Origin of the sequence: Commensalibacter sp. A3DC, from assembly GCF_047307945.1 — a bacterium.
GTDB classification, from domain to species: Bacteria; Pseudomonadota; Alphaproteobacteria; order Acetobacterales; family Acetobacteraceae; genus Commensalibacter; species Commensalibacter melissae.
Map to the genome: position 1 here is coordinate 1 of NZ_JAXOQA010000011.1, position 15,874 is coordinate 15,874.

At 38.6% G+C, this 15,874-nt stretch carries 16 protein-coding genes; 5 read left to right on the forward strand and 11 right to left on the reverse strand.

The window, feature by feature from the left end; all coding sequences use genetic code 11:
• Positions 1 to 269: 269 nt before the first annotated feature.
• A complete protein-coding gene (locus tag U0839_RS02290; RefSeq protein ID WP_413550001.1) occupies positions 270 to 2,546 on the forward strand; it encodes a Hint domain-containing protein in 2,277 nt (758 codons plus the stop codon).
• Positions 2,547 to 2,599: 53 nt separating this feature from the next.
• On the opposite strand, the gene U0839_RS02295 is transcribed toward U0839_RS02290, so the two are convergent.
• Positions 2,600 to 3,559 (reverse strand): SDR family NAD(P)-dependent oxidoreductase, encoded by a 960-nt coding sequence (locus tag U0839_RS02295; RefSeq protein ID WP_370533577.1) that lies wholly within the window; start codon positions 3,557 to 3,559, stop codon positions 2,600 to 2,602.
• 234 nt (positions 3,560 to 3,793) lie between these two features.
• Between U0839_RS02295 and dps the strand changes: the two genes are divergently transcribed.
• Positions 3,794 to 4,312, forward strand: a complete 519-nt coding sequence (gene dps, locus U0839_RS02300) for a DNA starvation/stationary phase protection protein Dps (RefSeq protein WP_155564929.1) — start codon at positions 3,794 to 3,796, stop codon at positions 4,310 to 4,312.
• Positions 4,313 to 4,400: 88 nt separating this feature from the next.
• On the opposite strand, the gene U0839_RS02305 is transcribed toward dps, so the two are convergent.
• Both U0839_RS02305 and U0839_RS02310 read right to left on the reverse strand, forming a co-directional pair.
• Entirely contained in the window at positions 4,401 to 4,880 is a 480-nt protein-coding gene (locus U0839_RS02305) for a DUF192 domain-containing protein (RefSeq protein ID WP_155564935.1), read from the reverse strand.
• An 81-nt stretch (positions 4,881 to 4,961) separates the two neighbouring features.
• The gene (locus U0839_RS02310) at positions 4,962 to 5,624 is read right to left on the reverse strand and encodes an MBL fold metallo-hydrolase (protein ID WP_155564928.1); all 663 of its coding nucleotides are present in this window, start codon (positions 5,622 to 5,624) and stop codon (positions 4,962 to 4,964) included.
• Positions 5,625 to 5,887: 263 nt separating this feature from the next.
• Between U0839_RS02310 and U0839_RS02315 the strand changes: the two genes are divergently transcribed.
• Positions 5,888 to 6,649, forward strand: a complete 762-nt coding sequence (locus U0839_RS02315) for a CHAP domain-containing protein (RefSeq protein WP_155564927.1) — start codon at positions 5,888 to 5,890, stop codon at positions 6,647 to 6,649.
• Position 6,650: 1 nt separating this feature from the next.
• Here U0839_RS02315 and U0839_RS02320 read toward each other — a convergent pair whose 3' ends face one another.
• The 7 genes from U0839_RS02320 to U0839_RS02350 are packed head-to-tail and all read right to left on the reverse strand — an operon-like array spanning position 6,651 to position 11,847.
• Entirely contained in the window at positions 6,651 to 7,109 is a 459-nt protein-coding gene (locus U0839_RS02320) for a 23S rRNA (pseudouridine(1915)-N(3))-methyltransferase RlmH (protein WP_155564926.1), read from the reverse strand.
• A 7-nt stretch (positions 7,110 to 7,116) separates the two neighbouring features.
• Positions 7,117 to 7,545, reverse strand: coding sequence for a ribosome silencing factor (gene rsfS, locus U0839_RS02325; RefSeq protein WP_110439582.1), 429 nt, complete (start codon positions 7,543 to 7,545; stop codon positions 7,117 to 7,119).
• A gap of 41 nt (positions 7,546 to 7,586) precedes the next feature.
• Positions 7,587 to 8,195, reverse strand: a complete 609-nt coding sequence (locus U0839_RS02330; protein ID WP_155564925.1) for a nicotinate-nucleotide adenylyltransferase — start codon at positions 8,193 to 8,195, stop codon at positions 7,587 to 7,589.
• Positions 8,192 to 9,460 (reverse strand): glutamate-5-semialdehyde dehydrogenase, encoded by a 1,269-nt coding sequence (locus tag U0839_RS02335; RefSeq protein ID WP_370533576.1) that lies wholly within the window; start codon positions 9,458 to 9,460, stop codon positions 8,192 to 8,194. The genes U0839_RS02330 and U0839_RS02335 overlap by 4 nt, the downstream gene beginning before the upstream one ends.
• A gap of 44 nt (positions 9,461 to 9,504) precedes the next feature.
• On the reverse strand, positions 9,505 to 10,599 hold the full coding sequence (gene ychF, locus U0839_RS02340) for a redox-regulated ATPase YchF (RefSeq protein ID WP_413550005.1): 1,095 nt from the start codon (positions 10,597 to 10,599) through the stop codon (positions 9,505 to 9,507).
• Between the two features lie 8 nt (positions 10,600 to 10,607).
• The gene (pth, locus tag U0839_RS02345) at positions 10,608 to 11,180 is read right to left on the reverse strand and encodes an aminoacyl-tRNA hydrolase (protein ID WP_155564923.1); all 573 of its coding nucleotides are present in this window, start codon (positions 11,178 to 11,180) and stop codon (positions 10,608 to 10,610) included.
• 19 nt (positions 11,181 to 11,199) lie between these two features.
• A complete protein-coding gene (locus tag U0839_RS02350) occupies positions 11,200 to 11,847 on the reverse strand; it encodes a 50S ribosomal protein L25/general stress protein Ctc (RefSeq protein ID WP_255412384.1) in 648 nt (215 codons plus the stop codon).
• A 204-nt stretch (positions 11,848 to 12,051) separates the two neighbouring features.
• On the opposite strand from U0839_RS02350, the gene U0839_RS02355 reads away from it, so the two are divergent.
• Both U0839_RS02355 and U0839_RS02360 read left to right on the forward strand, forming a co-directional pair.
• The gene (locus tag U0839_RS02355; RefSeq protein WP_413550007.1) at positions 12,052 to 14,199 is read left to right on the forward strand and encodes a TonB-dependent siderophore receptor; all 2,148 of its coding nucleotides are present in this window, start codon (positions 12,052 to 12,054) and stop codon (positions 14,197 to 14,199) included.
• A 42-nt stretch (positions 14,200 to 14,241) separates the two neighbouring features.
• Positions 14,242 to 15,186, forward strand: coding sequence for an alpha/beta hydrolase (locus U0839_RS02360; RefSeq protein ID WP_155564921.1), 945 nt, complete (start codon positions 14,242 to 14,244; stop codon positions 15,184 to 15,186).
• A 52-nt stretch (positions 15,187 to 15,238) separates the two neighbouring features.
• On the opposite strand, the gene U0839_RS02365 is transcribed toward U0839_RS02360, so the two are convergent.
• Entirely contained in the window at positions 15,239 to 15,853 is a 615-nt protein-coding gene (locus U0839_RS02365; RefSeq protein WP_155564920.1) for a histidine phosphatase family protein, read from the reverse strand.
• Positions 15,854 to 15,874 lie beyond the last annotated feature (21 nt).

Genomic DNA, 15,874 nt, shown 5'->3' on the forward strand with positions numbered 1-15,874 from the left:
TAACTCTCAATTTTATTAAATTATTTTTTTAAAAATTTTATTAATATTCATAATGTTATAAGAAACTACACTTACAGAATCAAATAAATGCCAAGCCTTTTATAAAGTAACCATGTTTTTTTAAATATATATGCCTTTAATAATTATTATTCTGTTTACAAAATGTTATAAATACGTAAATATTACTTATAAAGAATTATAAATATTAAATAAACTGCAACGATATTGCAGAAATTGTTTCGAAACATTTTAGAAAGAATTAATATATAATGGCAGACAATAATAAATCCTCAAAAATAGAGGAAGAAATTATACAAGATAGAAATTATCATATTACTCGTAGAATGGTAACCATTCATAACCAGAATACCACCTTCGTCAATGCGACAATTCATGCTTATTATGACCAGGCAACCGGAAAAACCATGTACAAAGTCACCGGTGCTGATACTTGTTTTGGCGCACCTGATGGTATTTATGAAGGACCCATCAATATATCTGGAGGTAAATTAATTGTAGAGAATGGTGCGGTTGCCACTGATTTGATAGTAATTACCAGTGATGGGCAATGGCCAACCGTTGACATTCAAAATGGTGGAATACTTCAAAATTCAAATGTTTATAACGCCTGGTTAAATATTGAAGATGGTGGTTTATCTCAAAACAACACGTATACATCAATAAATATGGCAGACATATGCAAGGGTATCCAAGGCATTTCAAAAAATGATACTTTTGGTGGATATAATAACGGGCAGATTTATGATTCACATCTTATCTCTGCGAATGGTGCCTATCATTTTACACCTGACAATGGCATTGTCAGTGGGTTCAATTTACTGAATAATGCCAAAATAATAAATCCTATTATCAAAGGTGAACCAACGGTTGGTAATTTCACATTAAATGGCGGTACAGAATTTGGAAATATAGATGTAAAAAATAATTATATAAATAATATAAACCAAACATTGGTAAGATTGAATGAAAATCCTGTTTTTATCGGTGGAGACTGGGTTGCAAGCCTGGATCCGGATACTGGAAGAACAGTTTATACAAATAATATCACGAAAATTATCGTTGAAGGCCCTATCAATCTTGTGGACATTAATTCCTTGACCATCAATAAAGGAGCTATTGTTGAACATCTCAGGGTAACAATAAATACAAGATCAGCTGATTCCACTATTAACAATTATGGGACTCTTAAAGATTCCATATTATCAAACAGCACCATTAATAATCACGTTGGCGCAGTAACAGAAAATAACACCTTTTATTCCATAAATTACAATGGCGCAAAAGGCTCTGTTACTAAGCATGATTTTTTCTATCAGTCTGCCACCGCTCCTTTTTGCGCATCAGATTCGAACGGTCAGAACCGAGTTGTCGATTTAACACAAGGGGGTGTTTTTGATGGATCTTATGTTGGTGTTGACAAGGGTGCCGGAACATACCAGGTATTGGTAAACGGTGGTATAATCAACAACCAGGACAATTCCGATCCTTGTTTCTTGGAAGGCACAATGATAGCCAGCCCTAAAGGTTTAATAGCCGTTGAACATATTAAAGAGGGGGACCAAATAATCACCTATCTTGACGGTAAAGAAAAACCGTCTCCTGTTATTTGGGTAGGTCATCGTACAATCAAAGTCAAAACAACCCTTAATGACGAGAATGCCGGATATCCTGTACGTATTATCAAAAATGCGATCACTGATGGTGTTCCTTTTAAGGATATGTTGATTACAGCCGAACATTGCATGTTCTTTAAGAATCATTTCATTCCGGTTCGCATGCTGATTAATGGATCCACCATCTTTTATGATCATTCAATTAAAGAATATACCTATTATCACATTGAAACTGAAGAACACGCAATCATCAAAGCTGATGGCGCTCTGACTGAAAGCTATCTGGATACAGGACATCGCTCCGTATTCAATCACGACCAAAAAGTGATCAGCATTATCAATCGGGGAAAAAGCTGGAATATTGATTCAGCAGCTCCCTTGGGAACAACAAAGGAATTGGTTGAGCCTATTTTCAGTCAGTTAATGAATAGGGCTAAAGATTTAGGTTATAAAATTGAACTGCCTGAAAAAAGCATCACCAATGACAGTGCATTGCGCCTGGTAACCAATACTGGAACAACTTTGACCAAACTATATCAAAAAGAAGGATATGTTGCTTTTAAGATTCCACCAGACACCGTATATGTACGTTTAGTTTCTCGTGCGAGCTGCCCAAACCGGGTTATCGGTCCCTACATTGATGACCGTCGCATACTCGGTGTTTTAATTGGAAATGTGACGCTTTTGCGTAAAAACCAAGCATTCTCCCTAACAGAGCACCTCTCCTCTCATACCTTGGATGGCTGGCATACACGGGAAAATGCCAATGCTCGCTGGACTAATGGTAATGCTGTAATAAATATTGACAATGGCAAAGCTGACAAACCCGGCATATTGATAATCCAAGTACTATCCCATGATTATTATATTAATGAAAAATCAGAGTATCAACAACAATTACATATAGCCTGATTTATTTAGAGTTTAAGATTTGGACAATAATTCAGTCCAAATCTTAATCGATATTAAATATACCCCTTGAACCATCTGACAAAATATTCGACACCGTTTTTTAGGTTTGTTTTGGGTAACCAGCCCGTTTTTTGTTTGATTTTGCCAATATCTGAAAGTGTCGCCTCAATATCCGTATTAGGGCGAGTTACATAATTGATCAATGCTTTCTTACCAAGATAATTTTCCAAATATACAATAAGTTTTTCAACCCGTTCCTGACAATTATTCCCGATATTATATACGTCATAATCCTCCAGGGTGGAACAATCAAATAAACTTGTTAATGCACCCACTACATCATCAATGTAGGTAAAATCACGTGAAAGATTATCCCCTGTATATAATGTGATTGGCTGTTGATGTTCAATTGCCCTTGCAAATATATAGTATGCCATATCAGGTCTACCCCATGGACCATATACTGTAAAAAACCGTAATCCCGTTTGTTTCAGGCCATAAACATGACTGTAACTATAGGACAATAATTCGGCAGACCTTTTGGAAGCCGCGTAAACCGAACCCGGTTTATCGACGCGATCTTTTTCACTGAAAGGAATCTTTTTATTCAACCCGTAGACAGAAGAAGATGAAGCATAAAAAATGCGCTCCAGTTTTTCCAATCTACGTGCTTCCTCTAATATAACCAACTGTCCTGTAACATTAGTCTGGATATAGGCAAAAGGATTTTTCAGGGAATATCTTACCCCCGCTTGTGCGGCTAAATGAACTATATAATTAATATCTCTATATTTGTCGAATAATAAGGTTATCGCCTCTTGATCAGAAATATCAACTTGATGAAAAATAAAATTTTTATATTCTTTTAATCTGTCACATCGAGCATTTTTTAAACCGATGGAATAGTAATCATTAAGATTATCCAAACCAATAACCGTTTCACCACGTTCTAACAATTTTTTTGAAATATGAAAACCGATAAATCCTGCCGCACCCGTAATCAAAAAAATCACTTTTGAGCTCTTGTCACTTAAAATTATAAAAAACGGATTATAATCAGAATTTTCCCAGATCTTCAAGTCTGAAGCCCTGCTTAATTATTTTCTAAAAACTTAACTTTACCATAAATAAATATTAATTAATTATTAAATATAATCGACAACTCATAATTAAAAATAAACTATTATTGTATCATTACTTAAAATATTTTATAATTCTTACAAATAATTATTTTAGGAGATAGTCTAATGACCAAAACAAAATACCCGCTACATCCTACTCGTAATAATTTGCATTCCAATACTAAAACCGTTGTTATCCAACTATTAAATGCCCGTCTTGCGGATGGTCTTGATATCGCGCTTATTACCAAACAGGCCCACTGGAATATGAAAGGACACAATTTTATAGGCGTTCATAAAATGATGGATGATTTCCGCAGTGAACAAAACGAGCTGAATGATAAAATGGCTGAAAGAATTGCCGCCATCGGTGGAACAGCCTTGGGAACAACTCAGGAAATCGCCAAGAATTCAAGCATTGCTGAATATCCAACAGATATCATCAGTGTCGATGACCATCTGACCGCACTTTCTGAACGATTTGCAATCTATGCCAATGCCCTTCGCAAAGCTATTGATGAAGCTGATGAGGCTGGTGATGCGGATACTTCTGACTTGTTTACCGAGGTGTCCCGTGCAATGGATCAACAACTATGGTTCCTGGAGGCACATAAACCCTATCCATCCAAGTTACACGCCAAGTAGCTTTTATCTGAAATTTTGTTTTACATAATTTGTTTTATAATCTGCTGGTATTTTTTCCAGCAGATTTTTTTATTTTCTAAAACTGTTATTATTGATTTTGTACAGATTTTTTTTCATTTGATATGGAATTATCAAAAATTGCACTATCAACCACATCCCCTACCTTGATCCCCAATTTTTCTGTTATCCCACCTTTCAACTCCAAGGTGGCGATGACCGGACCCTGGCTACTGACAGGAGCCAAACTATATGGAACCGTATTTTCAGCAATTGCTTGAATATGATGATCTACACCAATAAAAACCATATCCAGGGAAACAAGTGTATTTTTCATCCACATCATGCTACGTTGCGGGGCTGGCCACATAAACAACATTCCGCCATTTTCAGGAATTGAAGTTCTAAACATCTCCCCTACCTCTTGCTCTTTAGGGGTTTTCGCAACTTCTATTATAAAACTATGCTTTCTTCCATCTTTAGAGGAAATTGTCAGAGGTTCTTTTGCCAATTCAGCCTGCGCTTTATTTATTACATGATCGGGATTTTCTGCAACAACCTCCCGGCTCATTCCTGTAAATAATCCTACAATTCCTATTAATACTGAACTATAGCGGAAAAAAAATTTTTTCATTTTAGACATCCTGAATTTTTAAGTTAATAATGGATTAGTCTTTTTTTCAACACCAATGGTGCTACCCATTCCATGTCCGGGTATAAAGTAAATATCATCTCCCAATGTTAATAAACGCTCTTTGATGCTTTTGATCAACAGAGCTCCATTACCATATTCCCAATCAGAACGTCCTATCGTGCCCTTAAAAAGAGTATCTCCGGTAATTAACAAACGTGCAGAAGGTTCAAAATAAACTATATGACCTGGCGTATGACCAGGAATATGAATAACTTCAAAATTTATTCCATCAAATGTCAAACGCTCTTTATCCTTTAAAAAACGCGATGGTTTAACATCTCGAATCTCTGAAGTGGGAAAACCGAAATGGTTACAGTTTTCAACAACTTTACTTAACAAGAACAAATCCTCTTTTGATGGACCAAGAAGAGGAACTGCCCTATTATATATTTGCCCAAGTTTTTCCTGTAACAACATAGCCCCACCAACATGATCAAAATGACCATGCGTTAACAAAATAGCCTGTATATCTATATGATTGGTTTGAATTGCAGAAAGAATCGTATCAACATATGCACCCGGATCTATTGCAACTCCAATATTATTATCCTTGTTCCAAACTAGTGTACAATTTTGATAGATGGGTGTAACTGGAATAATTTCTATTTTCAAACTGGACATTTCTAAAAACAAAGCGTGTTCACCCTCAATATTTATAGCTTGTTACTTCAACAATATTCATTCTTTATACAAATATAAATAAATATTCAAATAATAACCTTAACCATACGATCGTTGCTATTTTGCACCATAACAGAACACATTTGGAGAAATTTTTCTAAAAAAATAAAAAACTCCCAAATTAATATTGCCCTTGATATACAGATCAGTATAAGTAAATTTTGTTCGTCGTAAAATCCAAGCCCTAACCTACCAGGATTCCAATGGAAAAGATTCAACCAGTTATTCCCAGAAGAATTAAAATTCTACTTTTTTCCCTTGTATCTTTTTACACTGTGTCAACAAATGTCGAGGCACGTTCCCCTGTTCATCATACACATAAAAGAATCCATAAAAAAGCGAATGTTCACAAGGTTTCTGCCACTCATCATACAAGAAATTCACATTTCAGAACCCGAACCTATAAATTCAAACACAAATCTTATGGTCATGTCATCCAGTGTGTCGCTTTTGCCCGGTCCGCTTCTGACATTCAGCTGAAGGGAAATGCAAGGGACTGGTGGAATAATGCGGAAGGCGTCTATAAACGTGGAAACACTCCGGAAGCAAATAGTGTTTTGAGTTTTCGTCCAACCAGAAGAATGCCCCTGGGACATGTTGCCGTCGTAAAACAAGTGGTTGATTCGCGAACAATCATAATCGACCAATCTCATTGGGCGCAAAGAGGCATCAGTCATAATACACCTGTCATAGACGTATCCGCAAACAATGACTGGTCAGCCGTTCGTGTGGCTTTAAATGGCAATAAAAATGCCTTTGGAAGTATCTATCCTACTCATGGATTTATATATCCATCCACTCAGGAAACAACCCACCCTATTATTCGTGAAAATACAAAAGGAAATATACGGACGTGGACAGCTGACGCCGCTACAGCAAAAACAACAACTGAAGTTGCATTGGCGCCAAACATTTCTGACAGTGATCTCTTTGGATCTGACGCCCCTAACCGCTCTTTAAAATAGCCTACGGACGACCCTGTCGGTGATAGGGGTGTCCCGACAAGATCATTTGAGCCCTGTAGATTTGTTCAGTTAACAAGATTCTGGCGATCATATGAGGCCAGGTTAACTTTCCCAAGGAAATAACAGAGTGAGAGGTCTTGATTGCAGAAGCGTGCAATCCCTCTGCCCCGCCAATTAAAAATGAAATTGATTTAGATAATTCCAAACACTTTTGCATATGCATTGCAAAATCAAAACTGTTATAACTTTTTCCACCCTCATCCAAACTAATGATCAAGGATTTTTCTGGAACTGCCTTCAAAAGATTTTGAGCGTCCTTTATCTTGGTCTCAATAGGCTGACCTTTGCTTTCATTAATTTCGATTAGATCCAAACTGGGACGAATACGTTTGGCATAACGATTGAATAAATCCAGTTCTGCCTTATCCCGCATTTTGCCAATGGCAATAATTGAAAACATAGAAAAATTAGACTTGATCAGGTTCAGAAAATTCAGGAATTTCAACCCCCCAAATACGTTCAATATTATAATATTCTCTTGCCTCTGCTCGAAACAAATGAACTATAATATCTCCTGTATCTAATAAAACCCAATCACTGCTTTTTTCTATTGCGATCTTTCTTATTCCCTGTTCATACAAAATCTTGTCAAGATGTTCAGCCATCGCCATGATCTGGCGATCCACCATACCTGTTGCAATAACCATACGATCTGCAAATGAAGCTTTTCCCACCAAATCAATGACAACAATATTCTCCGCCTTATCTCCTTCCAAAGATTCAATAATCAAATTGACGCATTTCTGCAATTTTTCGATATCTATAATCGTTTTGTCATTGATATTATGTTGTTGTCTGTTTTGTTGTAATGTTTCCGATAAATTATTTTGATTCATTAATAACTCTATTTCTATTGTTTAATATTTACATGTAACCGTTATAAACCTGATCTTCCTTGAGCCCTTAAAGCTGTGGCTGAAATTTTGTTTTCTGGAGATGGAACAAATACCCAAGCTGGCGGCTTATAACTGGCCAAAACCGAAGCTTTCTGTGAGGGCAATCGATATGAGCGGGCCCATTGTGCAGCCTTTCCGTTTAAAGCCTTATAAATATAAGGAGGGCGTGGAAAAATTGCTATAGGCACGAGCCGTAAAATCTTTTGCCATCTTGACCAGAATACCATTTGTGACAATCCATCAGCGCCCATCAGCCAAACAAATTTACAATTTGGGAAGCGCTGATATAATTTTTTCAACGTATCGTAACTATACCGTGTATGTAACCGGCTTTCTATATCTGTCGCAATGATATGCCGACCATCAACGCATTTTTGTACCCCTTGAAAACGTTCCGAAAAAGAAGCCATTTCTTTTCCGGTTTTCAAAGGATTCCCCGGAGATACCATCAACCATACCTGATCCAATTGTAAAATTGTAAAAGCCCGACGAGCCAGTTGTAAATGACCACTATGAACAGGATTAAAGGATCCGCCTAATAATCCAACCTTTATATTTCTATGATCACCCCATGTCGGTATTGATATCATACAGGTCTCACCTGTCCATTTCCAATAACTTCATAACGATAACTTGTTAATTGTTCAACTCCAACAGGTCCTCGTGCATGTAAACGACCTGTAGCAATGCCAATTTCGGCTCCAAACCCAAATTCACCTCCATCACAAAATTGCGTGGAGGCATTCCACATAACAACAGCACTCTCAACATGATCCATAAAATAACGAGCAGCCTCTTTATCCTCGGTTAAAATAGCCTCGGTATGCCCACTACCATATTTTAATATATGCTGAATTGCCTGATAAATATTTTTAACTACCTTAACTGATAACACCGAATCCAGCCATTCTGTGGCAAAATCATTTTCTTTTGCCACACCGATACGGGAATCAATTTTCACTGCCATAGTGTCTCCGACCAGACGGCATCCCAACTCAATTAAATCATCGGCTAATTTAGGTAAATATTGTCTGGCTACAGCTTGATCAATCAATAAAGTTTCAGTGGCACCACAAATCCCTGTTCGACGCATTTTTGCATTTATTAAAACAGCACGTGCTTTCTCGAAATCCGCTAACCCATGTATATAGGTGTGACATAATCCAGCTGCATGAGCCAAAACAGGTATACGGGCCTCTTTCTGAATAAATTCAACAAGGGATCGTCCCCCACGAGGGATTAAAACATCAATTAATCCAACGGCCTGCAACATGTCTTTCACATGTTGACGATTATTATCCGGTGCCATGGCTATTATATCAGGATCAAGGCCGGCCTCCTGAACACCCTTTTGCATGGCCTGATGGATTAGAATTGCCGTTTGATAGCATTCGGAACCACCTCGTAATATAACACCATTACCAGATTTGATACAAATCCCTGCCGCATCAGCACCAACATTCGGACGACTTTCATAAATCATGCCAATAACACCCAGAGGAACGGTAACTCGTCTAATTTCTAGTCCATTTGGTCTTGTCCAGCAAGCCTGCTCTTTTCCTAAAGGATCAGGTAACGTCGCAATCGCCTCCAAGCCCTGCGCCATTGCCTCCAACCGGTTTTCATTCAATGTCATACGATCCTTAAAGGCTTCACCAACTTCTGTTTTCTCCACTTCCTCGGAATTAACAGACAGGATGGCATTCATTGAAGCACGCAGCGCTTCTGCTGCACAAAGCAAAGCTTTGTTACGCTGTTGAAATGAACTGTGAGCCAATGAATAAGAAGCTTTTTTAACCTTTCTAGCCAATTGTTGGATCGAGTTCGATTGAGATAAGGTAGAATTACGATTCACTCCACCTACTCCTTAATAATTTTAAACAAATAAATTATTGCAGATTATACATTAAATCTGAACAATAAAATATCTCCATCATGAACGATATAGTCTTTTCCTTCAATTCGAACTTTACCGGCCTCTTTTGCTCCAGCTTCCCCCTTATATTTAACATAATCATCATAAGCGATCGTTTCACAGGCAATAAATCCCCGTTCAAAGTCATTGTGAATAACTGCCGCCGCTTGCGGGGCCTTGGTTCCTTCTGAAATTGTCCAAGCACGGGTTTCTTTTGGACCACATGTAAAATAGGTAATCAGATTTAACAATCTGTATCCTGCAGCAATAACACGATCGAGACCACTATTTTCCAAACCCAGACCCGATAAAAATTCTGTCTGATCCTCTTTACCCAACTGACTGACCTCTGCCTCGATGTCAGCAGAAACAATAACAACTTCAGCCCCCTGTTTTCTTGCCATTTCAATAACCTGCCGAGAATACTCATTCCCAGTTGCAACGGCTTCTTCGTTAACATTACACACATATAAAACAGGTTTGCTCGTTAGAAGCTGTAATCGGGCGATGGCCTTCTCCTCGCCAACAGGAATGACATCCCTAACCGGCTTACCATCCTGCAGGGCCTTGATCAAAGGTTCAATTAATTCAAGAGTGGCCTGAGCCTCTTTATCATTTCCTCTGGCTTTTTTCTGTAAAGCAACCGTTCTTTTTTCTAAACTTTCCAAATCTGCAATCATCAACTCTGTCTCGATAATTTCAGCATCCCGAATAGGATTCACAGACCCTTCAACATGCGTGATATCATCGTTTTCAAAACAACGCAGAACATGGATAATTGCATCAACCTCTCGGATATTCGCCAAAAACTGGTTTCCGAGCCCTTCTCCACGTGAAGCTCCCTTAACCAGACCTGCAATATCAACAAATTCCAAGCTTGTGGGAATAATTCTTTGAGAATGCGTAATTTCTGATAAAATAGTCAGACGCGGGTCGGGGACAGAAACCCGTCCAACATTAGGTTCAATGGTGCAAAATGGATAATTCGCCGATTGAGCGGCAACCGTTGCCGTTAACGCATTAAATAATGTTGATTTTCCAACATTAGGCAATCCAACAATACCACAATTAAACCCCATATCTTTTTTTATCCTTTTAACAATAAAGCCACTTTGGATAGATAAGCGTCCATTTTTCGTTCAGTTAACAATGATGCCTTTTCCGCAACTGCATCAATAAATGGATCAAGCCATTCCCTATCCTGTTTTGAAAAATCTCCCAAGACATAACGTACAACTTGAGATCTGTCTTCTGGATGCCCTATTCCCAAGCGCACACGCCAATAGTCCTGACTGCCAAGCATTTTATCCGTAGAACGCAAACCATTATGACCAGCCGCCCCTCCCCCTTTTTTAATCCGTATCTTGGCAGGGACCAAATCCATTTCATCATGAAATACAAAAAGGTTATCAAGTGGAATTTTATAAAAAGCGATACAAGGCTGAATACTTTCACCAGAAAGATTCATATAGGTCATAGGTTTTAGTAAAAGGATTTTTTCACCCTTTATAATACCTTCGGCAATTTCGCCCTTAAACCGCTTACGCCATGGAGAAAATCCATGACGTTCAGCAATTCGATCTATCGCCATAAAACCGATATTATGACGATTTGCCTGCATCCCAGGCTCGGGATTTCCAAGCCCAGCCCACAGTAACATGATCTATTCTTTCGTTAAACTATTCTTCAGTAGAAACTTCGGCCGTTTTTTCTTCAGATGTTTCTTCCGAGGTTTCTTCACTTGTTTCAACTGCAACGGTTGGCGGCGCAATAGTTGCAATTACAAAATCTTCTTCATGCTGATTTGTATGCGTAACTTTATCCGCGCCTTTTAAATCAGACCAACGAATATTATCGTGAATATCCAATTTGGAAAGATCGGCAATAAAGGCTTCTGGAATATGTTCAACGTCACAGTTTACTTCAACAGAATGTTGAACGATATTTACAACACCGCCACGTTTTACACCAGGGGCGATTTCTTCACCTTCAAAAGTGACCGGAATTTCAACGCGAATATGCTGACCAGCAACCATACGTTGGAAATCTACATGTAATGGTCGATCGGTTACGGGATGTAATTGCACGGCACGCATCAAGGCAACTGTTCTCTTATCATCAACCATTAATTGATACAGTTGAGAGCGCCATCCTGATTTTCCCAATTCACGCATAACAAGACGCGGATCAAGGGCAATCATGGCTGGTTCTGATTTGCCACCATATACAACAGCAGGGACCAGTCCCTCACGACGGGTTGCGCGCGCTGCCCCCTTACCAGCCTTCGCACGCATCGATACTTTTAATTCAACAAAATTTCTTGCCACGTTATAACTCCTAGTAAATAAGGCAAAACTGAAACATCAACCTCCAGGGGTGTTGATGCACTATTCTCTTTACCTAATAAACTGGAAAAGTGCAAATATCTTTCTAAATTAATTGAAGATTTTAAGTAAAATACAAATTGATTTTCTTTCTTGTTGAAAATAATAATTACAATCATTCTCAAATTATGCAAGAAAATCTGATCTATGCGATTTAATCATTTTACCGTAACATTCTCTTTATTAATCGTTTCTACAACAATTTTTGCAGACCCAATAGCCTATTCCAAGGAAGATCAAGAAAACAAGGATAATGAAAAAATAACCGTCGTTGGCAAACGCAATTACAATCCATTCGTTGAAACCAATTCTGATGTTGCTACCAAGACAAACAGTCCATTAAGAAAAGTTCCCCAATCCATTACCGTCATCACCCGCAAACAGATGGATGACCAAAATGCCAGGACCGTTTCGGATGCACTTGCATATAGTGCGGGTATTTCTGCAGGAAGTCGGCCAGGCGGACGGTTTGATAGTATCTATTTAAGAGGGTTTGGAGGATTTGGGGGAAATGCCAATTATGTCCAGTTCCTTGATGGTCTTCGTCTTTTACGTGGCATGTCATATGCCGTTCCTTCCTTTGATGAATATTTAATGCAAAGCGTTGAAGTCCTGCGCGGACCCGCCTCCGTACTTTATGGACAGGCCAGCCCAGGCGGTTTTGTAAATATGACCATGAAACAAGCACGTCCCGTAGACTCTTATGAAATGAGGGCAAGTGGTGCCTCCTTTAATTATGGAGACATTATGGGTGATGCTGGCGGTTCTTTAAACAAAGACAAGACACTTTCCTATAGGGTAACAGCTGTGGGACGGTATGGAGATACACAGGTTGATTTTGCCAAGGAACGCCATATCGCCATTATGCCCCAGATCAGTTGGCAAGCCACTGATGATACTTCTGTATCCATGCGGTTCTTATATCAGTATAATCCAAATAGCCTTTATGGTATCGCACTTCCCGCGTCAGGTACAGTTCTGCCAAATCGACATGGAAAGATTTCAACACATCTTAACACCAGTGAACCTGGTTTTGATCAGTATCATCGTTCTCAATATATGTTTGAATACAATCTAACCCATGATTTTACGGATTTTATTCAATTCAATCAGAAATTCAGATACCTGCATCTTGATTCAGATTTCCGATCCATTTCTATCAAGGGACTTGCCAGTGATCAGGCAACTGTATCAAGAATGGCGACAATATCAAATGAACATTTGAACAGTTATAATATCGACAGTAACCTTCAGTTTCATGTTGATACAGGGAATGTAAAACATATACTGATTACAGGAATTGATTATCTGCTTGCAGATTCCAAACGTGCCTTGGGCAATACGGCCATTCCAAGCCTTGATTTGTTCAATCCTGTTTATGGCGCACGTTTTACACCCCTAATCACTTCATACGGAACACAATCCCAGAACCAGTTGGGTGTTTACATTCAAGATCAAGCAAATTATAGAAACTGGTCGTTTATTATGGGTGGGCGATATGACTGGGTCGGCACCTCGACCAATTTCAAATATGGCGGAAAATCAGCCTCTAATTTTGATCGAGCTGTAACCTATCGCGGCGGTATTGTTTACAATTTTCAAAATGGAATTTCACCCTATTTCTCCTATTCCACCTCTTTCATGCCTACACCCGGGACAACCTTTGCAGGTAAGGCTTTTAAACCTACTAAGGGAGATCAATATGAAGTCGGGATCAAATACCAGCCTAATAACAATATCATGGTGACAGGTTCTGCCTATACCATTTCACAAGAAAATGTAACCACAACCGATCCGGAACATACAACCTACAATATTCAGACTGGCAGAACACGATCCCGCGGCTTTGAATTGGAAGCTCGCGCTATATTATTGCCGGGACTGAATCTTATCGCCAGCTATGCCTACAATGATATCCAGATCCGTGCGGACACAAATAAAAACAATATCGGTAACCGCCCTTTGGGAGCTCCTGCCAATCTGGTTTCTGGATGGATAACATATGATCTGCAACAGAGTATGTTCAAGGGTGTTGGAATTGGCGGTGGCATTCGTTACAATGGTTATACATTCGGGGATAATGCCAACAGTTTTAAGGTCCCAAGCTTTGTCATTGGTGATATGCAGGTACATTATGACCTTAAAAACAGCTTTCCCACAATTAACAGCACCTTATTACAGCTGAATATAACCAATATTGCTGATAAAAAATATGTTGTTGCTTGCGCATCAAAAGTTAACTGTTTTTATGGAACACGTCGCGTTATAATGGGACAGGTAAGAGCACAATGGTAATATGTTCTTTTCATTATCAAATAATATAATGGATATAATCTTATGATACGCCTCTGGTTCTATCTGACACTAGTCTGTCTGAATTTCCTGTTATTCAGTCCGGTAAAGGCAATTAACAGTAATTCTCCCCTTGCTGGCCTTTCCACCGAACCCTTAACAATCAACGATACCATCACTTTTAACCTGCAAAATAAAAAAACATCACAAATTTATAAGATTTTTGCCTCTATTCCAAAAGAACCACCCCCAGAAGATGGTTATCCAATCATTTATATCACAGATGCCAACAGTATTTTTGACACGGTTCGCGAAGCAATAAGATCCTATGAAAAGCGTCCGGATAACATCCATAAAAATCATGCTGTTCTTGTTGGAATTGGCTATCCTCCAGATCAAAATATTCTTAAATTGCGAACTTATGATTTAACACCACCGCAAAATACCTTGATCCCCATTTTATACAAAACTGGAGGGGCTGATTATTTTTATCATTTCATCCAAGATGATCTGAAACCCCTACTGGATAAACATCTTAAAATTAATCACCATAAACAAGCCATCTTCGGTCACTCTTTTGGTGGATTATTTACAATATATAATCTTATCTATCATCCAGATTCCTATCAGATTTATATAGCCGCAAGTCCTTCTTTATGGCTTGATCCAAGCATTATTGACAAGCATACCCAATCTTTTAAATCCAGTCTTGACGTTCATAAACTACATCCAACCCTATCCTTATCCGTTGGAGAGTATGAACAGAAATTTCCTGATTATTGGCAATCAATTCCTCAAGTCGCAAAAATAAAACAACAGCTTCTTAGAAAACAGCAAGTTTCTCGTATTCTGGCAGCTTGTGAAACATTTAAAAAAATAGATGATCTTTCAACAACATGCACAGAATTTGAAAATGAAGATCATCAAAGTGTAATTCCCGCGTCAATCGGGCGAGCCGTTGCAATCATCTTTCGATCATTTGCACAATAAATACCCTATCCAGGAAAGAAAAAATTGTATCACCCTTTCCAGTCCAACTCTATCAGGCTTCCAGAGAAACAGGATCCAAAGACCAGGACTTACCTCCCTGAAAGGGAGGACAAGCACATAAAGGTTGTGCATTGGCCAATCTTACATTAGGTTTTAATCCCATCATATAACGCAAGGAACGAAAAACACCTCCATGCGCAATAATCAAAACATGACCATCACCAGCTTTCAGTATAGAACGGTTTACAGCGTCGCTAATCCTTTTACATAAAACATGAAAAGGCTCGGCACCTTTTGGCGTAAATTCACCTGAAATCCATTTGTCATACCATGGTCCCATAGGTTTTTGCTCCTCTTCACCAAAACACACCTCCTTGAGCCCATCATCCAATTCCAATGGTAATTGGACACCAACTTTGTCATGAATGATTGATTTCACAATATCTGCTGTACGTCTTGCCCTTCCAAGAGGTGAACTTATAATCTGAGTAATGGATAATTCTAAATTGTTCCAGTTTCTAGCCAACGCATTCCCTGCGGTTATGGCCTGTTTAATGCCGGTATTATTCAAAGGTATATCTGTTCTACCCTGAGACAGATTTAATACATTCCAATCTGTTTGCCCATGACGAAGATACCAGTAGGGCCGATGCAGTAAAGGAGACATAACGATATACCTTTCAAATAA